Raw genomic sequence first — 21,232 nt, forward strand, 5'->3', positions numbered from 1 at the left:
CGCATTCACCGCACCAAGCTCTTGTATCACGGGGAAGTGACCCTCCGAGGCCGGATCACAAACTGTTGCAGCGTGGTTTGACCTCAATGCTGAGGAAGTCCTTGGCCAGCAGCGTGTTGGGGAAGATCGCCTTGGCCTCGTCCAGCAGGTTTTGAGGGGTCACAAGATTGCCCGGTGCATAACGCGGGCTGAGGTGGGTCAGCACCAGCTGCCCAACACCAGCTTCAGAGGCCGTCTGGGCGGCCATGGTGCTGGTGGAGTGCTGTTTCTGGAAGGCCATCTCTGCCTCCCCATGGGCAAAGGTGGATTCGTGGATCAGCAGGTCCGCGCCTTGGGCGAGCTCCACGGCCGCATCGCAGAACACGGTGTCGGTGCAATAGACGACGCTCACGCCGGGTCGTTCTTCTCCGCAGAGGCTGGTGCCGTCGATGCTGCGACCGTCCTCAAGGGTCACCGTTTCGCCCCGCTTCAACTGGGCGTAGACCGGGCCGGGAGGAATGTTCAGCTCCCTGGCTTTCTGAATATTGAACCGTCCGGCCAGGGGCTTCTGATCAATGCGATAGGCGTAGGCCGGCACGCGGTGGGTGAGCGGGGTGCAGCGCACGGTGAAGTCCTCGTCCTCGAACAGCAGCGTGCCCTGCTCGGCGGCAGCCCTCACCCGATGCACCTCCAGGGGATAGCCAATGCGGGTGGAGCTGCTGCGCAGCACCCCGTTCAGGTAGCTCTCCAGTGGATCCGGTCCATACAGGTCCACCCCTGCGGGGCTGCTGCCGGCAAGGCCGAGGCTCGCCAGCAGCCCTGGCAGCCCGAAAATATGGTCGCCATGCATGTGGGTGATGAACACCCTGCGCAATTGGGACAGTCGCAGGTCACTGCGCAGGAATTGATGCTGGGTCCCCTCACCGCAGTCGAACAGCCACATCTCAGAGCGCTGCGGCAAGCGCAGAGCCACAGCTGAAACGTTGCGGGCCCGGGTGGGCACCCCTGAACTCGTACCGAGAAAAGTGACCTGCAAGGCCGGTGCTCCTCAGGGCTCATGCTGCCATCTGGCTGAACGTGGGATCAGGCGGCACACTGGGTCGCCTTTTGATTCTCAGCGTGCGTTGCACCTCCGTTGCCGTCGGGCTGGTGCTCGTCGCTTTGATCGCTCCAACACCAGCGGCGTGCGCCCGCGGTCGGGAGCCACAGATGCGTGTTCTGCTGCTTGAGGACACCCAGCTCAGCCTTCGTTCCGACGGTGCAAAGCCCTTGCTGGTGCAGGGGCTCCCCGGCGGCGAACGACAACCGCAACGCCTGCAGCTCAGTCTTCAGGGCAGGCGTCTGAGCGCCACGGTTGATGGCCGTTCGATGGCGCTGGGATCCAGCACCCTGCTCACGGTGCAGAACGATGATCCACGGGGCATCTGGCTGGGCTCCCGTCGTTACCGCGGGGTTCTGCGCATCAGTGGGCGGGGCGGAAGCCTTCGGGTGGTCAACAGTCTGGGAATCGAGACCTATCTCGCCAGTGTTGTGGGCAGCGAAATGCCTCATCGCTGGCCTCTGGCGGCCCTGCAGGCCCAGGCGGTGGCGGCCCGCACCTATGCGCTGAAACAACGCAGCCGTGGTGGCGCCTGGGATGTGAAGGCCACGGTGGCGAGTCAGGTGTACCGCGGCGTGGAGTCCGAAACCCCAAGCACCCGGCAAGCGGTGGCCAGCACCCGTTCCCTGGTGCTTGTGCATGGCGGTCGCCTGATCGATGCGGTGTTCCACAGCAGTTCCGGCGGGGTGACCGAGGCGAGCGGAATGGTTTGGCGCCGGCAGCACCCCTATCTGGTCAGCGTTCCCGACCACGACCAGCACAGTCCCGTGCACCGATGGGAGCAATGGTTTGATCCGGCTGGCCTACGCCAGCGGCTGCCGGAAACCGGTGGGCTTGAGGCTGTTGAGGTGCTAAGTCGGTCCGATAGCGGTCGCGTCCGGCAGGCCCGGTTGCGCGGACCACGCGGATCGCTGGTTCTCAGTGGTGGTGAGCTGCGCAAACGGTTGGGTCTCAAAAGCACCCTGGTGAGCTTCGAGATGGTGAGCGGGGCTCAGCGGCCGCCCGTGGATCTTCCAGTGGGGAGCGTGACCACACCCGCCAGCAATGCATCCCGGATCAGTCGGATCACAGCGTCCGTGGCGCGTCAGAAGCCACGATGGCGGCCGCTCCTGGTGGCTCCGCCGCCGCTGCTGGTGAGCAAGACCTCGATCCGTCGTTGGTCTGCCGGCGGACTCCAGCTGCTGGTGAAGGGCCAGGGCTATGGCCATGGCGTCGGCATGAGCCAGTGGGGGGCCCACGGTCTGGCGGAGCAGGGCGCGGACTTCCGCGCGATTCTTCAGCACTATTACCGCGGTGCGGAGCTCATGCCCTACCGGCCGCATTTCGACCCGTCGCTGGCGCTGAAGCCTCCGATCAAGCCACTGTGGAAGGAGACTCCGGTTTTGCCCTTTGGCACGGTTTCCCTGTCATCTGCAGCGTCATTCCAGTGACACGGATCTCTGCGCTGTACTGGCGGCTCATCTGGAGCGTCATTTGCGCAGCTGGCAGGGGCCTCACCTCCTGAAGCCGTTGGGTCTGGCCACGGGGCGAACCATGGAGCCGCTGTACCGGACCCTGGTGGAACGGCTGCTGTTGTGGTCTGCCGATGAGCTGGAGGGGCTGCGTGCCCGTTGGTGCAGTTTCAACCTGGACGAATATCTCGGGCTGTCCGCCGAGGATCCCCGGGGGTACAGGGCGTACATGACCCACCACCTCGCTGCACCGCTGGGGTTGCCCCCTTCAGCGGTGCACCTTCCCGACAGCACCGCCGCTGACGGAGAGGCTGCCGCACAGCTTTACGGGGAGCAGCTCACGCGCTGCGGGGGCATCGGACTGCAGCTGCTGGGGCTCGGCAGCAATGGACATGTCGGTTTCAATGAGCCGCCTTGTTTACCCGACCAGCACTGCCACGAGGTGGTTCTGACGCCTGCAACGCGGCATCAGAACGCGGAGCTTTTTGACGGTTGCGTGGAGGCCGTGCCCCAGCGGGCCATCACCCTTGGTCTTCAGGAGATTCTTGAGGCTGCTGAGATTCATCTGGTGGTGACTGGCGCCGCCAAGGCAGGCATCCTCAAGCGTTTGCTGGCCCTGACGGAGCCTGACTCTTCGCTGCCCGCCAGTTGGCTGCTGACCCATCCGAATGTGTGGCTCTGGTGCGATGCGGCGGCTCTAGCCTGAAGAGCCGAGATCACAGGCGATGGGCATCGACCCCGTGGAACGGCGTCTCGAACAGAACTTTGAAGCGGAACGCTGGACGCGTTTCATTCAGGACTGTCAGGACCTTGAGCAGTTGCGCGAGACGGCTCTTGCGCTGGTGCAGCAGCTGGCCCAGCAGAAGGCGGCCAGTGCCTGGATGGCCACCCGGGCCTCTGAATCGGAAAACGCCAAGTTGCAGATGCTGGCGCGGATGATCCGTCAGCAACCCGATGGCGAGGAGGAGAAGGCGACTGAGTCCCCCTAAGGGGGCTCCAGCCGCCGGCCTGGTCAGGTGTCAGTGTTCCTTTTGCCAGCGGCTCAGGTGGGCCGGTGAGAACTTGTGACCGTGTTTGGCTCCGACCTTGACCACGCATGAGTTGTCCTTGCCGCAGCGCTGCACCTCATCGCGGATTGAATCGTTGCTCTGCACCCGCGACATGAACGTCTCCAGCTGTTTCATGGACATGGTGATCCTCCAGAAGGGATGTCTTCGGCCTAGCGGTGGGGATGCATGGGGCTCAGGGACGCAAGCTTTCGTGCGGATTTGCTGACAATAAACTTCAGATCATTGCCAATCGCTCTCCAGTACTGTCGGGATAGCGAGGTTGGAGCTGAAGCTCCGCCTTGTCCAAGGTTTGGCTGTGACCCTGCTCCAGTCCCAAAAGCCGAAGTTCTGAGGGGCTGTCTTTGTCATTGGAGGAGGTGTCGATCCATCCATGGCAGTCGTCTTGGAGAAGAAACTCTGCTGATTGGTTCAGGACATCCATGCGTCGCGGGGGAGCTTGCCGAAGAAGCGTGTGGGGGTAATTGAGGTCACACCCAGATGGAGCAACATCAGTCGCCGCAGCTTGACTCTGCCGATCCCTTGGTGATGTGCTTCAGCCCACCAGTTGTTTGTTGGCCTTGGCCTTGGTCAGGGCAGATCGCAGGGGTTGATTCTGGTGCCATCGGGTAGAGGTCACGGTTGCTGTGGCGGCGATGATGATGACGTCTTCTGACCACCAAATCTTTCAAATGATATTGATGCAATTGATTTTTTTGGTAAAAAGAATCGCATGGTGAAAACTGTCCTAGCCTGAGGTTGATGGGCGGAGTCATGCCATCTTCAAAATTTCAACGGTGAATACATCATCCACTTGTATTTGTAGGTATCCGCGAAAAGAATTGGAGAGCTGAAGCACCGGCTTGGTTGTCTCTTCAGGGCATGGGAGGACGTCAAAGTGGTCTACTCCACCATTGATCTGAAACTTAAAAAGCAGTCAGCAAGTGTGTTTGCCGTTCTTTCAAGGCTTTTTATTTTTTTATCAAAAATCTACAGCTATTTCTAGGCATATTTAGTTGTAAAGCGGCTTCAATGTCAGCCCCGTCTTTTGTCTCGGGGTGTCGTTGACGGTTTCTTCTGTTCCCCTTTTGTTTGTAGGTAGACACTTTTTGCTGCGAGAGTTGGGATTGTTCTCGTTTAGACAAGAAACCCAATGGGGTAGTGGATGCATCTCCAGGGCTCGGTTTTAGCTCTCGGATCACACCACATCCCGAAGAAACCCACCTACGCTGCTAAAGGTGATCCGGCGATCAGGACCAAATTCAGCATCACGAGTCGGCGAAGCTGTCCTTGGCGAGCCTTTATATTTTCATCGAAATGAGTTCAAGTCGCATCCCCAAAAAGGACGAGACGATGACCTCCATGCGCTCCTCCAGGAGACGGTCCAGCAACAGATGTTCACTGAATATTCCCCTTGCTGTTGCACAGCCACAGCTAATCATGGCTTCAACAGCGCAGGGTCGTTTGCTTTTAGGGCAGTCATCTGTTCTCCGGCCAGAAACAGAGCAACGCGGGTGTTTTGAGCTACGGGTTGGTCGTGACTGCCTTGAATAATCTCCTTTTGTGGGCTCGAACAAATGCTGCTTCCATTGTCAGCTCCCCCCTGCGCAGCCGTTCCATTCGTTACAGGGTCTTTCCCAGAACACTCTCAGCTGCCCCCTTGGTGATTTGAAGACAAGTCCACCTTCATCGGCAACGCGCTCGTAGCTTTTGCCATCCTGTTCAGAAGCGAAGAAGTAATCGACGCTGCCGCGATAAACCCTGACATTGCCTTGTCGTTGGCTGAAGCCGCACGGCTTCAGTTCAGTCGGTGGGAACCCATTCTCCTGGGTGAAACACCAAACATCAGCAGTGTCGGCTTGTGCTGGTGTAACCAGGGCACCGATGGCGATGGTGGTGGCGGTAAGTGTGGTGCGAATCGCTGCTTTGGCTCCCCTGATGGACATGGGCAGTTCGAGTTTAGAAATCATGTTCAGTTTTTACTTGAAGTAAATTTAGGCATAAGCTAGTGATGAACAGCTAGAAAAACCAGCCTCCAGGTCCGAAAAGGCCCCCACAGGTTGCAATCCGAGATGAATCAGCGCGGTTGCCACAACAAGAGCTGCCAGAGACGTGATAGTGGCTGGAAAATATTTTCTTTTTTGCTTGAAGTGCGCCCATGGATGCTTGCAGATCAGGCAAGAAATCGGGGCGGCCCAAAGGACCAGGGGCGTTAGAGGATTGTTTTTTCGCCAATGGTTGGACCAGTCCACATTAAACCCATAATTAACTTGTATAAAATTTTCTTTGGTATATCGATGTTGTTTGACCGTCTTAACACGTTGCTGAGGAAGATGTTGTTTGCATGAGGGCAATGTTGTTCTGAAAAAAATCAGATCCCACCTTTACCGGTTGATCAAGTGCTTTGGTTTTGTTTTTCCGCCGGAAACGCAGTTTTCTGGTCATTGTTCGCAGCGTTGCGTCTTGTGCCTCCAGGCTCACTGCTACGGCCTGATGGAGTGCAGGACTCAGCCAGATCCAGGCTTCGACGGTTTCAGGTCCAGGCAGGCAATAAAAAAGGAAAGGGCCCTCAGCCCACCCCTCTTGGGGTCGACGCATTGAAGGAACAACTTTTCTTCTCCCAAATCTGCCTCAGAGGCCGCCTCGCTTCTGTGTATTCCGCACCAAATTAGGCATTTCAGCCTAGTGGGCATTCTTTCCGGATCCCTGATGATTCACAGGGCGCGAGCACCACTTCAAACGCTTTGGGAGCTGGAATGATCGCGGGTTCCCTAGCCCGCTTCTCCCTCAACATCTGATTAGAGATATGCGCCTCGCCATCCTTCGCCAGGGTTGCTGAGAGCGACCATCGCTTCCGAGTCGGAGGAGCCGACCACCTCGATGTCAACTGAACGTTGATTACGTCTGAACCATCTGCTCAGCCCTTGGGAATCGAAGGCTTTTGAGAGGATGGTTGCAGCTCTGCCTCAAGGCCCCAGGCCGTCAAAATCCGGTTTCGGCGATAGAGCTGCTGATGCCCGCTAGACCTCTGCTGCCTTGCACCAGGCAGGGTTTTTCAGCAGTGTCCAGCCCTGCCTTTGGAGTGACTGCCACAACTGGTCGGCAGCTTCTTTGCCGAGGTAGCGGCGTTCTTTGAGCAGCGGTGGGCCATCGGGCATGGTCCGCCCCCGATCCGCGAAGACCTTTGGGTCACGGATCCATGCCTTCTCGTCGCGGTGGAAGCGCCAGATCCAGTAGTTGTCGCGGTCGATCAGCCAGCCTTCGCGCATCAACCATCAAGCAAGTACGCCCGTACTAGCGACGGGTGTGGTGGCGCTGCAATGCTGTCGCCTGAAGAAAACCTGTGGAAGTGTGCCACCACCCACCAGCTGCTGGCCATGGTGATGGTGTGGGTCTGGCAGGGAAACCGGCCGCCACGCGGGGATCGAGGCCTAACGGACTCTCCCCAACCCTGAGGGGGATCGAGGACCACCTGGACTCTCCCCCACAGCATTCACTGTCGAATCAGCCGCAAATATCGTTTGATTCCGATGACTTGCCTCTGTTTCTGGTTTTCAGTACTCCGGAAGTGATCTGCGTGAGTGAAATGACGTGAGTTATTGATCTGCATCCTCGTGTGGACAGTTTTGGCTTCACGTTCCGTGCGATCTGGTGCCAAGGTCATTGCCCTGTCCCTGCTGAGACACGTTGTCCAGGCAGGGACGGGGCAGTACAGGCGTTGTTGGGTAAGGGTGCAGACATTTTTGATATGAGTGTTCATGCTTCGAACCAGCACAAGCCTGATTTGATGTGAGAAATGGATTGGGAGTTTTTGATTTTAGTTATTGGGTCTTGGTCTTAGTTTCCAATTATCATCACAATAAGTTCGATGCTGACTACTGCTATTAAAAGGAAATAAATCCACTTTTTAATCCAAGGTTGTAGGGCAACTTTTGCTGCCCACCATGACCCTAAAGCGCCTCCAGCGGCTAATGTGATGCCAGGTACCCAGTCAATCTTGCCTTCTAAAAAGAAGATGGGGATGGAGAGTATTGAAGCCGTCAGCAGAAATACTGCCTTTATGGGATTTGCTTCGGTAACATCCATGGAGCCAAGCATCACCAATGCAAGAATCATGTATGTGGCGGAGTCTAAGACTATGAATCCAGTCCAAAAGCCCACCAGGAAAAGTGCTGGAAGTATGAAGCGACTTTCTTTGTCTTGACGAGATTCTTTTAAAAAAATAAATCTCTTTGATCCAATGACAAGAATGGCCAATGCGGTAAATATTGCGATATTGATCACAAGCTGTATTCTGTCGTCATTCAGATATGTTGCAGCTCTGGCCCCTAGGATTGCTCCTGTCGCGAGAGGCGCCGACAGTACGAGGGTTTTTCTCCAAGGTATAGATTTTGCTTTTTGAAAGCTGATTACAGCTGAGAAAGATCCGAGTAAAACGCCAAGTCGATTCGTCCCGTTGGCGATGCCGGGCGGCACTCCCAGTAAAATCAGAAGAGGAAGCGTTATCGCTGATCCGCTGCTGGCAAGGGTGTTGAGGGCTCCTGCAAATGCTCCACCTATGAGAAGCATTGGTATCTCCCATGCGTTCATTCCCTGTCTCCAGATGTTCAGTAGACCTTCTGGTAGCAACATTTGGTCGCGCGCGACAATGAATTTAACTTTTTGAATCTTATGAGGTTTGTGCGCTCAGTCAGGTGATTGGTCTGTGCTCTTGGTGTGATGTTGAATTTGAAGAATATCTCTGTAGATGCTTCGGGCCTGCTCAGCACCAAATGCGTCAGATTCGTCGTTTCGACGTGTTGCAATCAGTCCTCTCGGCAGGAACGCAATGCGGTAGTTGCCGGTCATGGGTTCAGATATTTCTGAGATGAGGGTTCCCTACTTCTCTCAGGCGAAAAAACAGATTGCCTTTAAAGCCTGGGTTACATCACTCCTTGCTCTTTCAGTGGGCGAGCATTGATGAGATTTGTTCTGATGCTTCGATGAGAGTTTTGTTGCTTCAGACCGTCTCAGCTTTGTTCACGAGCTTTTTTGGCTGCGAGCCCGGCTTCCACTGATGTGCCAGCAGCGAGGGCGACGGGTCCAAGTAAGCCAATCAATTGGTTTTGGATGTCTCCGGCGCCCTGTGCTCCTTCTCCAAGCACTGCACCAAGGACAAACCAGGTCATTGCCAGAGCACATGTGATCCAGTACGCCTTCCAGCGGCGCTGGTGCAGGTACCCGGCGCCTCATCCCGGAATCACGTTCAAGGTGATGACCACCCAGCCTGCTGATGCTGCGCTAATCACGCCTTGCTGTCCTCTGCACCCTGAGGTTCAACACCGTCAACTCAAAGCCGAAGCCATGATCCGCGAGCAGGGCGAAACGTCCCCGTTCATGAGCCATAGGGTCCAAATCGCGTTGCACAGGCGGCACCACACTGGGCGCCCAAGGCGATGGCCTTCGCCAAGGACCAGCGCGCAGCAAGGCCGGTGACCACCCCCGCTGCAAAGCTGTCACCGCAGCCGTAGCTCTCCACCAAGGGCCCGTGGAGGAGGGCAGGGGCATAGCGACCGCCCGGATGGCTGAAGCCCCCTGCGGCACCTTCGGTTTGAATCAGCGTGTGGGGGGCTGTGTTCAACTGTTCCGGCTCCACCCGCTCATCCGGATCAAGGCCACTGCCAATCAGGGCGTCGAGGGCTACACCGGCCTCCTGAAGCACAGGCAAACCAATCCGCGGAGTCGCGGCCAGGACTGCAGCCGACCGGCAGGCTTTCAATAGAGGCGCATCAGCTGCGGTGGCGAAGAGGCCGTCGCATTCGCCGAGGGCCTCCCAGGGCAGGTCATCGTCGAGCGTTGGGGTCAGCCGCTCGCCGATCACGGTGATCGCCCGGTCCCCTTCGCGATCCACCAAGCTCAGACCTCGCCGGGTTGGTGCCTCCCTCCAGGCGACATGAACATCAAGGCCCAGATGTTCGAGCCGCTTGATGCAGGCTTCGCCGACCGAATCGCGACCCAGGGCCGTAAAGAACTGGACGGGCTGCTGCAGCAACCGCGCCATCTGCACAGCAACGACGGCGCCACCTCCAGCAGGTTCCTGCAGGGTCTGCAGGGCGTGACCAATGGCCCCGGGACGGGGCCACTGATCCACCGCCAGAAATTCCACCCACTCGACATGGCCGACGACGGCCAAGCGCAGGGGCGGCAGGGCGGAGGCGGAAGACAACGGCAGTCCATGACGGCTGAAAACCCATCAAACTCCCCCAACGGGATGCCCAGAGTCTTTGGGGCCTGCAGGCCATTCCCAACGGGTTGCCTATGACGCTGGCCGCGGCCGTGAATTCATTGATGTCAGTCGATCTGCAGGTCTGGCGCCAGTTCGAGATTGGCGCTGACGCTTCGCACGTCATCGAGTCCATCGAGGGCGTCCAGCAGCTTCAGGCAGCTTTGAGCGGTTTCGGGATCACTGACTGAGACGCTGGTCTGGGCGGACCAGTGATGACCCCATTCCCGCACATCCCAGCCAGCCCGGTGCAAGCCGTCCTGAAGGCTCTCGAGAGCTTCAAAGGAACCGTGCACCAGTACGGCTTCGTTCACCATTTCATAACCATCGGCGGCCAGCTCCAGGAGGCTGTCCAGCAGCCGCTCCTCGTCGTCGGGGCCGGCATTGAGGATCACTTCGCTGCGGTGTTCGAACAGATAGGCCACGCAGCCGTTTTCGCCCAGGTTGCCGCCGTTCTTGCTGAAGGCCAGCCGCAGATCCGCCGCGGTGCGGTTGCGGTTGTCGGTGAGCGCCTCCACCAGCACCGCCATGCCACCGGGGCCATAGCCCTCGTAGCGCACCTCTTCAAGCTGGGCTCCATCGCCCGCCTGGCCTGAACCCTTGGCGATGGCGCGTTCGATGTTGACGGCGGGGACTCCCGCCGCTCGGGCTTTGCTGATGGCCGTTCGCAACTGGAAATTCCCGGCGGGATCGGCTCCGGCCCTGGCCGCCACCATGATCTCTCGCCCCAGTCGGGTGAACACCGCACCCCGTTTGGCGTCAACGACGGCCTTGGTGCGTTTGATCTGGGACCATTTGCTGTGGCCAGCCATCGCGTCAGCTCAGCGCGGGATGAGCTCGGAGAGTACTGAGCGATCGGGTGTGTTCAGCCTGCTGCATCGAACACCACTTTGGGTCGCAACAGATCCTCGTCCTCTCGGTGGCCGATGCCGGCCAAACTTCCATCCGCATTGCACACCACAACAGTCTCCCCAGCACCACGCTCCATCGCGATGCGCCGGCCGCAGCGCCAGTCGATTTGTTCGTTTTCGCTGAGATTGCGCCGGGGCAGAGCGCCCAGAGCCAGCAGTGGAGAGACGGGATCGGGCGGCGGAGCGTCTCGCTCCGGCAAAGGATGGGCCTGGTGCGCATGGAACCCCAGGGCCTGGGTGCGACGCAGGGAGGCCAGGCAACCTCCACAGCCGAGGGTTGCCCCGAGATCCCTGGCAATCGAGCGGATGTAGGTGCCGGCGGAGCAGTGCACCTCAATGTTCAGTTGCCCCAGCGCGGCATTCCAGTGCAACAGCTTCAGCCGGTGCACGGTGACGGCCCGCAGCGGCAGCTCCATGGCTTCGCCGCGCCGGGCTCGGGCATAGGCCCGTTCGCCATTCACATGGATGGCGGAGACCTGCGGTGGACGTTGTTCAATCGCGCCCCTGAACGGCTCCAGGGCGGCATCGAGCTCGTCTGTGCTGAGGGAAGGCCAGACCTGTTGTTCCAACAGCTTTCCCTCCAGGTCGTCGCTGTTGGTGCGCCTGCCCAGCTGGATGACGCCCTTGTAGGTCTTGTCTCCGGGGAGGTATGGCAGCAGTCGGGTGGCCGGCCCCAGGGCGATGGGGAGCACCCCGGTGACAGCAGGGTCGAGGGTGCCGCCATGGCCCACGCGCTTGAGGCCGTAACTGCGGCGCAGGCGGCTGACGCAAGCGTGGGAGGTGAGGCCTGCGGGCTTGTCGATCACCACGAAGCCGAAGGGGCCGTTCACCGATGCTGGAGCGGGATGCCCTGACTGTTGCATTCCGCCGGCTGCGTAGGTTGGCCGCGCCCTGACGTTCATCCATGCCCCAGCTCCGCAGCAGCACGGATGTGGACGTTTCCGCCTTTCTGGAGGACGGGCTGGGCATCAAGCAGCACCTCAGCCGTTATCTCGATCTCACGACGGAGCAGCTGGAGCAGCGTCTGCCCAGCAGCACCGACGAGCTGGCGGATCTGCATCCCGGTGCGTTCCGTCCTGAGGATGCCACCGCCTTCTACGAAGACACAGTCGGAACGGGGCACCTGCTGGAGCTGGCGGCCTGGCATCTTTCCAGTGCGGACTACATCGCCGACACCCTGCGCTTGCAGGGCATGGCGGTGCAGGGCCAGGTGCTCGATTTCGGTGGTGGCATCGGCACCCATGCCCTCTCGGCGGCGGCGCTGTCGGAGGTCGATCACGTCTGGTTTGTGGATCTCAATCCCCACAACCAGGCCTTTGTCCAGCAACGGGCGCAAAGCCTCGGTCTGGCGGACAAGCTTTCGGTGCATCGGGACCTCAGCAGCACGGGCGATGTGCGTTTCGATGCAGTCGTCTGCCTCGATGTGCTGGAACATTTGCCGAATCCCTCGGCGCAGTTGCAGGAGTTTCACCAGCGCATGGCTCCCGGGGCCATTGCTCTTCTCAACTGGTACTTCTTCAAGGGCCATCAGGGGGAGTACCCCTTCCACTTCGACGATCCAGCCCTCGTGGACGGGTTTTTCAGCACCCTGCAGGCCCAGTTCCTGGAGGTGTTTCACCCCCTCTTGATCACGGCCCGTCTGTACCGCCGCTCCTGAGGGTCAGGCAACAAAAAACCCGATGCCACAACGGCATCGGGCCTTGAATTCGTGCTTGAGACGAAACTCAGACTGCTGCGGTGATGTTGATGCGCTTGCGATTGCGCAGGCCGCGGCGGATCGATTCGAACTTAACGACGCCATCGGTGAGGGCGAACAGGGTGTCGTCCTTGCCTTTGCCCACGTTGATGCCGGGCAGAACGGAGGTGCCGCGCTGGCGGATCAGGATGGATCCGGCGGTGACGGTTTCGCCGCCATAGGCCTTCACGCCAAGGCGTTTGGCGTTTGAGTCGCGGCCGTTACGGGTTGAACCTGTGCCTTTTTTATGTGCCATGAGAAGAAAAAGGAGGTGGGTGGGGCGGTCGATGAGGCGAGCGGGAGCTGTCAGCTGATGGCCTTGCCGCCCACGGAGATGGACTCAACCATCACCCGGGTGAGTTCCTGCCGATGACCATTCTTGCGGCGAGTTTTCTTTTTGGGGCGCATCTTGTACACGATCACCTTGGGGCCACGGCGATGGGCCATCACCTTGAGGGACACAGAGGCGTCCTTGACGTAGGGCTGGCCCAGGGTGGTGCCCTCGCCATCCTTCACGAGCAGCACGTTCTCAAGCTTGATCGTGTCGTCCACCTCGGCCTGAAGCCGGTCGATGTCGTAGTAGCGGTTGGGCTGCAACCAGATCTGGGTGCCCGACGCCTCAACGATGGCGTAGGTCCCGCTCTGTTCCGCGGCTGGTTTCGTGTCGGCCATAGGGTGAAAAGACGCGCTCAGGCTCGGCGAACCGATTCAGGCCTGAGCCGCAATCGAAAGACAAACAAAGATCTTCGGCTCTGAAGCGCCCCATCGTCAAGATCTAGATACGTCGACGCTTCGGACGCTCGGATGGCCAGGCCGGCCCTCACTGTTGCTCTCGTCCTGGGTAGCCCTGCTCTGGTGGACTCCTGCCGCCAGTGGCTGCCATCCAACCGTTATGAGCACGTTGTTCTGACTGTTGCTTCCGGGGAGACTCTGGCCGTTGTTCTCGGACCCCGGCAGGACGACGTTGATGCTGTGGTGATTGAACAGACCCTGCTTGATGCTGAGGCCAAGGAGCAACTGCTGGCGTCAGGTCTGCTCTTCCCCGCCGTGATCGTTGGGGAGGTTAAGGGGCAAGTGGATTACCACCCCGAGGAGCTGCATCTTCCACACGACCAGCTGGCCCAGCTGGGATACAACGTGGATGCGGCCATTTCCCGCTTTCTACGCCAGGGCCGCGCCGATGGCCGCCAGGAGGACAGCAGTTCCTCATCACGCGCCGTCAGCAATCTCTCCGATCGTCTGCAGGAGCGGCTGGGCTACCTAGGGGTCTTCTACAAACGGGATCCATCCCGCTTCCTGGGCAGCCTGCCCCCTGAGGAACGCCGGGATCTGCTGCTGTCGCTCCAACGCACCTACCGGGATCTGCTGGCGAGTTACTTCAGCGATCCGGCGACTGCGAATCAGGCGCTGGAAAGCTTCGTGAACACCGCTTTTTTCAGTGATCTGCCCATCACCCGCACCGTTGAGATCCACGTGGATCTGATCGATGAATTCTGGAAACAACTGAGTCTGGAGGGTCACAAACATGACTTTCTTCAGGATTACCGCCTTGCGCTTCTCGACGTGATGGCGCATTTGTGTGAGATGTACCGGCGCTCCATTCCGCCGGACCTTCCTCTGTCGGGCACGGCCTCCAGCCGTGTACGTCGCCCGACGGATCAGCTCGATGCCTCGGAGGAGTCGTCATGAGTCCCCGCAAGACCTACATCCTCAAGCTTTACGTGGCGGGTAACACCCCCAACTCGATGCGGGCCTTGAAAACGCTGCGCAACATCCTCGAGACCGAATTCCGCGGCGTCTATGCCCTCAAGGTGATTGACGTGCTGAAAAATCCGCAATTGGCGGAGGAGGACAAGATCCTGGCCACGCCCACGTTGTCCAAGATTCTTCCTCCGCCGGTGCGGCGCATCATCGGCGATCTTTCCGATCGGGAGCGGGTGCTGATCGGCCTGGATCTGCTCTACGACGAATTGTCCGACTCGGCGCTCAACTCGACCCTGATCGACGCGATTGATGAGGAGGTCGACACGGCGATTCCCTCAGATCCTTAAGCGACATGGTTCTCTCCAGCACAGTCCATGTCCTGCTCACTACGGTCCAGTCATAGGTGGTTGCCATGCAGTTCCCTCCGACCAGCGGTCAGCCTCAGATGCAGGTTCAAAAGCTCCCGACAGGGATCGAGGGCTTTGATGATGTGTGCCAGGGCGGCCTGCCGATCGGCCGCAGCACGCTGATCAGTGGCACGTCCGGCACCGGCAAGACGGTCTTTTCACTGCACTTCCTCCACAACGGCATCAAGCAGTTCGACGAACCCGGCATCTTTGTCACCTTCGAGGAATCGCCCCTCGACATCCTTCGCAACGCCGCCAGTTTCGGTTGGAACCTGCAGGAGATGGTCGAGCAGGACAAGCTCTTCATTCTTGATGCCTCCCCGGATCCCGACGGTCAGGACGTGGCGGGAAGTTTTGATCTCTCCGGTCTGATTGAGCGAATCAACTACGCCATCCGCAAGTACAAGGCCAAGCGTGTCGCCATCGACTCCATCACGGCGGTGTTCCAGCAGTACGACGCTGTGTTTGTCGTGCGTCGTGAGATCTTCCGCTTGATCGCCCGGCTCAAGGAAATCGGCGTCACCACGGTGATGACGACTGAGCGCATCGACGAGTACGGACCGATCGCTCGTTATGGCGTTGAGGAATTCGTCTCCGACAATGTGGTGATTCTGCGCAACGTTCTCGAGGGAGAGCGGCGGCGGCGCACCCTTGAGATTCTCAAGCTGCGGGGCACCACCCACATGAAGGGTGAGTTTCCCTTCACCATGGGGGCTCACGGCATCAGCATCTTCCCGCTTGGGGCCATGCGCCTGACTCAGCGGTCGTCCAACGTTCGGGTCAGTTCCGGTGTGCCCCGGCTCGACGACATGTGCGGCGGCGGCTTCTTCAAGGATTCGATCATCCTGGCCACCGGTGCCACTGGCACGGGCAAGACGATGCTTGTCTCCAAGTTCATTGAAGACGCCTGCCGCAACAAGGAACGAGCCATCTTGTTTGCCTATGAGGAATCGCGCGCTCAACTGCTGCGCAACGGCACCAGCTGGGGGATCGATTTCGAGCAGATGGAGCAAGACGGTCTGCTGAAGATCATCTGTGCCTACCCCGAATCCACAGGCCTCGAAGATCACCTGCAGATCATCAAGACAGAGATCAGCCAGTTCAAGCCCTCGCGGATGGCGATCGACTCCTTATCAGCCCTGGCACGCGGTGTGAGCCACAACGCCTTCCGTCAGTTTGTGATCGGGGTGACCGGTTACGCCAAGCAGGAGGAGATCGCGGGCTTCTTCACGAACACCTCCGAGGAGTTCATGGGCAGCCATTCGATCACCGACTCCCACATCTCCACGATCACCGACACGATCCTGCTGCTGCAGTATGTGGAGATTCGCGGTGAGATGGCCCGCGCCTTGAATGTGTTCAAGATGCGCGGCTCCTGGCACGACAAGGGCATCCGGGAATTCGTGATCACGGGCAATGGACCTCAGATCAAGGATTCCTTCTCCAATTTCGAGCGAATCATCTCCGGTGTGCCCCATCGGGTGACCACGGATGAGCGAAGCGAGTTGTCACGCATCGCCCGAGGCGTGTCCAGCGAAGACTGAGTTAAGGGTCGACGGCTTCGGCGATGGCATTGCGGCTGCGTCGTTCTGCCTGCAGCTGAAGCTCATCTTGGTCGGCTTCCGCCAGGGGCAGGTCAAACCAGAAGGTGGTGCCAACGTCGGGCTCACTGGCCATGTACACCTTTGAACTGTGTTTCTCAAGAATGCCCCGCACGATTGAAAGGCCCAGTCCGGTGCCCACTTCCGTGTGAACGGCATTTTCGACCCTGAAGAAGCGATCGAAGATGCGTTCCTGGTCGGCATTGCTGATGCCGCAGCCCGTGTCGGCAATCTCAATCCTCAGTTTGGGCAGCGGTGAAGTGAGGGCACATGTGGGTCCGTCACTGTCGCTGATCGCCATTCCCTGCACCGTGCAGGCATCGGGCCAGGGATAGGCACGCAGGGCTAGAGGCCCTCCGGGGCGGCTGAACTTGAGGGCATTGCCCACCAGGTTGTCGAGCACCTGGAGCAGAAGGTCCCAATTGCCCAGCACTTCAGGCAGATCTTCAGGAACATCCAGCACCAGCTCCACCTGACGATCATCGGCATTCAACCGGTAAGTGCGCAGGGTCTGCTCCATGGCCGGGCGCATGCTGATCGGTTCGAATTGCAGCGTTCGCCCCGACTCCAGTCTTGAGAGATCCAGCACGTCGTTGACCAGTCGGGTGAGCCGATCGGTTTCGTCGTTGGCGACGCCGAGAAACTCCTTCTGTTCGTCGGGGCTGAGCTGGTCGCCCAGGTCGTGCAGGGTTTCGACATAGCTCTTGATGTTGAACAGCGGAGTGCGCAGCTCATGGGAGACGTTGCTGATGAAACGGCTCTGGGCCGCATTCAATTCCACCTCGCGGGTGAGGTCCTGAATGGTGACGGCGATGCCTTTGAGGCTTTCTCCGTTGGCATCACGCACCGCCTGCAGAACGATGCGCAGGGTGCGGGCCGGCTCCCCAACGCTGCAGCGCAGATCTTCACTGTCTGCAGAGCCACCAAGCAGGGCATCGAGGGGGCTATGCAGTTCCATCGCCAGAAGTTCGGGCAGTTCCCCCACCAGCTCATGGCCTTCCAGGCTGCGTCCTTCCCAGCGGAACAGGCGTCTCGCCGTGGGATTGGCCAGAACGATGCGGCCGTCGGAATCCAGCAACATGGCGCCATCGGCCATGGTGGCGATCAACGACTGCTGCTTCACTTGGGCTGCCGTGAGCTCCTCGATGTTGGCCTCGTCGTAGGCCTCGAGCTGGGAGGCCATGGCATTGAAGCCAGTGAGCAATTCCCCCAGCTCTCCGCCCACCGGCAGGTCGACACGGGCTCGGAAGTTGCCAGAGGCGACGGAGCGCACCCCCCGCAGCAGCTCTTTCACCGGGCGGGTGATGGTGAGGGCGTTGAACACCGCACCCAGAATCACCAGCACCCAGATCGAAATGAACACGGCCACCGTCACCTCACGGGTGAGAGCTGCACTGGCCAGTGCGGTCTCGTTCGGGTTCACCCCAAGGCCGAGAACGCCGTAGTACTGGCCTCCCCGGATCAGGGGAACAAACACATCGGTAACGGCGCCCTGGGGCGTCAGATGTTGCCGCACCAGTGGATTCTGGGGGCGTCGACGCAGCTCTTCGGGGAGCTCGAGCCGTCGGTTGAGACGCAGTTCACCGTCACCATTGCTCGGGGTGCCGCTGATGGGAATCCCCAGGTAGACAACACCATCCGGATCGGCGAAGAAGATGTAGCGAACGCTGCGGCTGGAGCGCCAGAATTTTTCGGCGACATTGGCCAGCTCCCGGTCCTGCCCCTGTGCCACCAGTTCGGTGACATTGCCGGCGAGCAGCAGGCCCAGATCCCTGGCGTAGCGCGTGTCGTTCATCACGGCATCACGCTGAATTCCGTTCAGAGCAAAAAAGGTGATGCCTGTCATCATCAGGCTCACCACCAGGGTGGCAATCGCCAGCAGCTTGGTCTGGAGGGTGAATTCAGCCCACCAGGCGGTAATGCGGTCCCAGAGGCTTTGATCCTCACCAGGTGGTTGACCGTTGGGAGGAAGGGCCCAATCAGCGATTGCTGCTCCGCTGCCGCTGCTCATCTGCCCGAGCGCACTTGATGGCCGATATCGCGACGGTAGGTGATCCCGGCGTAGTCCAGCTGATTGAGACCGTCGTAGGCCCCGGCAAAGGCCGCATCGAAGTCATCGCCCTGGGCGACGACGGCCAGCACCCGGCCCCCTGCTGTCCGCAGCTCGCCAGAGCTGTCGCGGCGGGTGCCGGCGTGAAACAGCTGATGATCAGGGTTGGGCGCGAGGTCGATGCGGATGGCATCGCCTTTGCGCGGGGCCTCCGGGTAGCCCTCTGCGGCGGCTACAACGCAGGCGCTGCAACGCTGGATGATGCTCAGCTGCGGGGCCAGATCGAGGCGGCCCAGGGCGCAGGCTTGAAGCACCGCGGCGATTTCGGGGCCGAGCAGGGGCATCAGCGTCTGGCATTCGGGATCGCCGAAGCGACAGTTGAATTCGATCACCTGGGGCCCATCGGAGGTGAGCATCAGGCCGGCATAGATCACGCCTCGGTAATCGATACCGCGTTGGCGCAGGGACTTCAGGGTGGGCTCGAGCACGATGCGCCGTACCTCCGCCAGACCGTCTGCATCCAGAAGTGGAGCGGGGGCATAGGCACCCATGCCGCCGGTGTTGGGCCCTCGATCGCCTTCGTTGAGCCGTTTGTGATCCTGCGCCGGTGGCAGCAGCACCATCCGCTCCCCATCGCAGAGGGCGAACACCGACACCTCAGGACCTTCGATCCGCTCCTCCAGCACCAGCTGGGAGCCTGCAGCACCGAAGCGCCCTTCGAAGGCTTCGTGGATGGCGGTTTCCGACTCCTTCACCGTGTTCGCCACCGTGACGCCCTTGCCGCCGGCCAAGCCATCGGCCTTGACCACCAGGGGGCGTTGCACCTCACGCAACACCGCCAGAGCCTCCGCTTCATTCGCCACCGCCCAGTGGCCAGCCGTGGGGACCCCTGCGTCTTGCATCAGCTGCTTGGCCCAGGCTTTGCTCGCCTCCAGCTGGGCACCCTCCGCTCCAGGACCGAACACAGCAAAGCCCGCATCGCGCAGGGCATCGGCGACGCCAGCGGCCAGCGGCGCTTCCGGACCCACCACCACCAGGTCGACGGCGTTCTGCTGGCAAAGCGTAATCAACCCCGCGCGATCGGTTTCGCCCACCGCCATGGCGCTGCCTTCAGCGCCGCCGTTGCCAGGGGTGATCCAGACCGTCTCCAGGCCGGGGCAACGGCCCAAGGCCCAGGCCAGGGCCTGTTCCCTGCCGCCACCACCGACGACGAGGGCACGTTTGAGGGCGGGCAGCGTGTTGGGACGGGTGGTCGAAATGGCCATGGTTGCGGGAGGAACGGTTTGGGCCTCGTAGGTTTTCCTTTGTAGACCGCAGCCCGCCATGGGGACTCCCCTTTTCCCCTTCGCCCTCACCCTTCTGGCTGCTGTCACGGCAGCCCCTGATCCGCAGGTGATGCGCGAAGAACGCTTTCAGAGCGTTCTCGCTGAGATGGATGTGGCCGCGGCGGAGCAGGCCTGTCTTGACCCCCGCATCGCGAACTCCGATGGCCGTCGGCAGGCCTTGCGCGATCGGCTTCTGGCGCTTCATCCGGTCATCGACTCGTTGGCGCTGTTGCTGGCGAACGCCGAAGCCCTGATGAGCTGCGGTGCACCCGAAGCTTCAGCAGTGGTGATGAACCGCTACAGCCCCGGGACGGGAGATGAACGGCGGCAGTGGTTGTTGCTGCGCTGGCGTGCTGCCGCAGCGGCCCTGGATCATCGCCAGGCGGCCCTTGCGTTGCGGCGCCTGGTTGCCGGAAACCTGAGCGCCCTGGACGCGCCACTGTTGCCAGGTCAGGCCAACGGCTTGGATCAGCTGGCTCTTCACGAGGCGGCCCAGGGGCGTCGTGCTGTGGCCGTGGAGGTGCAACTGCAGGGGGTGCTGGCGGGTGTGCCGGGGGCAAGGCGGCTGGCGCGGGCTGCCCAATGGCTCGACGCCGATCAATTTGAGCAAGCCGATCAATTGCTGGAAACCGCCTTGGAGCAGGCGGCGGCAGGGGAAGCCTGGGGCTTGGCCATGGAGCTGTTGCGTCAGCAGCTGCAACTGCAGCTGGCGGCAGGGGGTGATGGTGAGCGGCCGCGCCAGCGGATGCAGCGCCTGGCCACTGTTCTCGATGACCGCTATGCGCTCCAGCAGCTGCAGCCTGAGGCCGAACCCGATCCCCTGCTGCGCTCACCGCGGGATCCTGGAGGCCATGCTGATGTAAGACCATCAGCCGTTGCACCGTCGCCATGACGCCCGATCACGGAGAGCTGCTGTACGAAGGCAAGGCCAAGCGGGTGTTCGCGAGCACGGATCCCGAGCGGGTGCTGGTGGAGTTCAAGAACGATGCCACCGCCTTCAATGCTCAGAAGAAAGCTCAGCTGAATGACAAAGGTCGGCTGAACTGCCAGATCTCAGCGCGGTTGTTCGAGCTGCTGGAGCGTGAGGGGGTGCCGACCCACTACTGCGGTCTGGCCGGTGAGACCTGGATGCTGGTGCGACGGGTGGAGATCATTCCCCTGGAAGTGGTTCTTCGGAACATCGCCACCGGATCGCTCTGCCGTCAGACGCCGATCGCGGAGGGCACCTCCATCGATCCAGCTCTGTTGGATCTCTATTACAAGGACGACACCCTTGGTGACCCGCTGCTGACCGAGGCCCGCGTGCAGCTGCTGGGGGTGGCGGACTCCGCCCAACTGTCAGCGATTGAACAATTGGCCCGCCGCGTGAACGCGGTATTGACTTCCTTTTTTGCAGAAATTGATCTGCAGCTGGTCGATTTCAAACTGGAGTTAGGGCTGGTGTCCGATGGAACACTGCTGCTTGCCGATGAGATCAGCCCTGACACCTGCAGGCTCTGGGACCGCCGCAACAGCAACGCCGAAGACCGAATTCTGGATAAGGACCGTTTCCGCAAGGATCTCGGCGGAGTGATGGAGGCCTACGGGGAGGTCCTCAAACGGGTCCAAGGCACCTGCCCGAACCCCCGCAACTGCCTGTAAGGTCGGCGCACGTTTTTGTGG

The 21,232-nt window shown here is 60.3% G+C and carries 24 protein-coding genes and 1 pseudogene; 9 read left to right on the plus strand and 16 right to left on the minus strand.

Annotated features, from left to right (window positions below; genetic code table 11):
- Positions 1-55: 55 nt before the first annotated feature.
- The gene (locus KR52_RS05135; RefSeq protein ID WP_038553285.1) at positions 56-1,015 is read right to left on the minus strand and encodes a ribonuclease Z; all 960 of its coding nucleotides are present in this window, start codon (positions 1,013-1,015) and stop codon (positions 56-58) included.
- 41 nt (positions 1,016-1,056) lie between these two features.
- Here KR52_RS05135 and KR52_RS05140 point away from each other — a divergent pair, with 41 nt between their 5' ends.
- Genes KR52_RS05140 through KR52_RS05150 form a run of 3 tightly spaced genes read left to right on the plus strand, consistent with a single transcriptional unit; the run spans position 1,057 to position 3,518 of the window.
- Positions 1,057-2,508: a SpoIID/LytB domain-containing protein gene (locus KR52_RS05140; protein ID WP_156957589.1), complete on the plus strand. Its 1,452-nt coding sequence runs from the start codon at positions 1,057-1,059 to the stop codon at positions 2,506-2,508.
- Positions 2,468-3,235, plus strand: a complete 768-nt coding sequence (locus tag KR52_RS05145; protein WP_051834275.1) for a glucosamine-6-phosphate deaminase — start codon at positions 2,468-2,470, stop codon at positions 3,233-3,235. The genes KR52_RS05140 and KR52_RS05145 overlap by 41 nt, the downstream gene beginning before the upstream one ends.
- 19 nt (positions 3,236-3,254) lie before the next feature.
- Positions 3,255-3,518, plus strand: a complete 264-nt coding sequence (locus KR52_RS05150) for a hypothetical protein (protein WP_038553288.1) — start codon at positions 3,255-3,257, stop codon at positions 3,516-3,518.
- Positions 3,519-3,548: 30 nt separating this feature from the next.
- On the opposite strand, the gene KR52_RS13565 is transcribed toward KR52_RS05150, so the two are convergent.
- The 11 genes and pseudogenes from KR52_RS13565 to truB all read right to left on the minus strand — a co-directional run bounded on the left by KR52_RS13565 (position 3,549) and on the right by truB (position 11,611).
- Entirely contained in the window at positions 3,549-3,719 is a 171-nt protein-coding gene (locus KR52_RS13565; protein WP_071823080.1) for a Nif11 family protein, read from the minus strand.
- Positions 3,720-3,813: 94 nt separating this feature from the next.
- Positions 3,814-4,020, minus strand: a complete 207-nt coding sequence (locus KR52_RS05155) for a hypothetical protein (RefSeq protein ID WP_038553290.1) — start codon at positions 4,018-4,020, stop codon at positions 3,814-3,816.
- Positions 4,021-4,087: 67 nt separating this feature from the next.
- Positions 4,088-4,351, minus strand: coding sequence for a hypothetical protein (locus tag KR52_RS14110; protein ID WP_156957590.1), 264 nt, complete (start codon positions 4,349-4,351; stop codon positions 4,088-4,090).
- 816 nt (positions 4,352-5,167) lie between these two features.
- Positions 5,168-5,545 (minus strand): hypothetical protein, encoded by a 378-nt coding sequence (locus KR52_RS05160; protein ID WP_253912453.1) that lies wholly within the window; start codon positions 5,543-5,545, stop codon positions 5,168-5,170.
- Between the two features lie 1,050 nt (positions 5,546-6,595).
- Positions 6,596-6,844 (minus strand): DUF1651 domain-containing protein, encoded by a 249-nt coding sequence (locus KR52_RS05165; protein ID WP_038553293.1) that lies wholly within the window; start codon positions 6,842-6,844, stop codon positions 6,596-6,598.
- 568 nt (positions 6,845-7,412) lie between these two features.
- Positions 7,413-8,165, minus strand: coding sequence for a sulfite exporter TauE/SafE family protein (locus tag KR52_RS05170; protein WP_038556885.1), 753 nt, complete (start codon positions 8,163-8,165; stop codon positions 7,413-7,415).
- Positions 8,166-8,261: 96 nt separating this feature from the next.
- Positions 8,262-8,423, minus strand: coding sequence for a hypothetical protein (locus tag KR52_RS14115; RefSeq protein WP_156957591.1), 162 nt, complete (start codon positions 8,421-8,423; stop codon positions 8,262-8,264).
- Between the two features lie 161 nt (positions 8,424-8,584).
- Positions 8,585-8,863 (minus strand): annotated as a pseudogene (locus tag KR52_RS15065) (hypothetical protein).
- A gap of 86 nt (positions 8,864-8,949) precedes the next feature.
- Positions 8,950-9,786: a PfkB family carbohydrate kinase gene (locus KR52_RS05180; protein WP_038553295.1), complete on the minus strand. Its 837-nt coding sequence runs from the start codon at positions 9,784-9,786 to the stop codon at positions 8,950-8,952.
- Positions 9,787-9,905: 119 nt separating this feature from the next.
- The gene (locus tag KR52_RS05185) at positions 9,906-10,649 is read right to left on the minus strand and encodes a YebC/PmpR family DNA-binding transcriptional regulator (protein WP_038553298.1); all 744 of its coding nucleotides are present in this window, start codon (positions 10,647-10,649) and stop codon (positions 9,906-9,908) included.
- 53 nt (positions 10,650-10,702) lie between these two features.
- On the minus strand, positions 10,703-11,611 hold the full coding sequence (gene truB, locus KR52_RS05190; RefSeq protein ID WP_038553300.1) for a tRNA pseudouridine(55) synthase TruB: 909 nt from the start codon (positions 11,609-11,611) through the stop codon (positions 10,703-10,705).
- A gap of 41 nt (positions 11,612-11,652) precedes the next feature.
- On the opposite strand from truB, the gene KR52_RS05195 reads away from it, so the two are divergent.
- Entirely contained in the window at positions 11,653-12,405 is a 753-nt protein-coding gene (locus tag KR52_RS05195; protein ID WP_038553303.1) for a cyclopropane-fatty-acyl-phospholipid synthase family protein, read from the plus strand.
- A gap of 67 nt (positions 12,406-12,472) precedes the next feature.
- On the opposite strand, the gene rpmA is transcribed toward KR52_RS05195, so the two are convergent.
- Both rpmA and rplU read right to left on the minus strand, forming a co-directional pair.
- Complete coding sequence (gene rpmA / locus KR52_RS05200) at positions 12,473-12,739, minus strand: 50S ribosomal protein L27 (RefSeq protein WP_038553305.1); 267 nt, start codon at positions 12,737-12,739, stop codon at positions 12,473-12,475.
- Positions 12,740-12,789: 50 nt separating this feature from the next.
- Positions 12,790-13,155: a 50S ribosomal protein L21 gene (gene rplU, locus KR52_RS05205; RefSeq protein ID WP_038553308.1), complete on the minus strand. Its 366-nt coding sequence runs from the start codon at positions 13,153-13,155 to the stop codon at positions 12,790-12,792.
- 132 nt (positions 13,156-13,287) lie between these two features.
- Here rplU and KR52_RS05210 point away from each other — a divergent pair, with 132 nt between their 5' ends.
- The 3 genes from KR52_RS05210 (at position 13,288) to kaiC (ending at position 16,138) form a co-directional block, all read left to right on the plus strand.
- Complete coding sequence (locus KR52_RS05210; protein ID WP_038553310.1) at positions 13,288-14,172, plus strand: circadian clock protein KaiA; 885 nt, start codon at positions 13,288-13,290, stop codon at positions 14,170-14,172.
- Positions 14,169-14,534, plus strand: coding sequence for a circadian clock protein KaiB (gene kaiB, locus KR52_RS05215; RefSeq protein ID WP_038553313.1), 366 nt, complete (start codon positions 14,169-14,171; stop codon positions 14,532-14,534). Before KR52_RS05210 ends, kaiB begins: the two co-directional genes overlap by 4 nt.
- 65 nt (positions 14,535-14,599) lie before the next feature.
- Positions 14,600-16,138 (plus strand): circadian clock protein KaiC, encoded by a 1,539-nt coding sequence (gene kaiC, locus KR52_RS05220; protein ID WP_038553316.1) that lies wholly within the window; start codon positions 14,600-14,602, stop codon positions 16,136-16,138.
- Between the two features lies 1 nt (position 16,139).
- Here the strand turns inward: kaiC and KR52_RS05225 are convergent, their stop codons facing one another.
- Together KR52_RS05225 and purD are read right to left on the minus strand one after the other, a co-directional pair.
- Positions 16,140-18,206: an ATP-binding protein gene (locus KR52_RS05225; protein ID WP_038553318.1), complete on the minus strand. Its 2,067-nt coding sequence runs from the start codon at positions 18,204-18,206 to the stop codon at positions 16,140-16,142.
- Positions 18,203-19,510: a phosphoribosylamine--glycine ligase gene (purD, locus tag KR52_RS05230; protein WP_038553320.1), complete on the minus strand. Its 1,308-nt coding sequence runs from the start codon at positions 19,508-19,510 to the stop codon at positions 18,203-18,205. Before purD ends, KR52_RS05225 begins: the two co-directional genes overlap by 4 nt.
- 58 nt (positions 19,511-19,568) lie before the next feature.
- On the opposite strand from purD, the gene KR52_RS05235 reads away from it, so the two are divergent.
- The gene (locus KR52_RS05235) at positions 19,569-20,462 is read left to right on the plus strand and encodes a hypothetical protein (RefSeq protein WP_038553323.1); all 894 of its coding nucleotides are present in this window, start codon (positions 19,569-19,571) and stop codon (positions 20,460-20,462) included.
- The gene (gene purC, locus KR52_RS05240) at positions 20,459-21,211 is read left to right on the plus strand and encodes a phosphoribosylaminoimidazolesuccinocarboxamide synthase (protein ID WP_038553325.1); all 753 of its coding nucleotides are present in this window, start codon (positions 20,459-20,461) and stop codon (positions 21,209-21,211) included. The genes KR52_RS05235 and purC overlap by 4 nt, the downstream gene beginning before the upstream one ends.
- The last annotated feature ends 21 nt before the right edge of the window (positions 21,212-21,232 follow it).

The organism is Synechococcus sp. KORDI-52, assembly GCF_000737595.1.
Taxonomy (GTDB): Bacteria; Cyanobacteriota; Cyanobacteriia; order PCC-6307; family Cyanobiaceae; genus Parasynechococcus.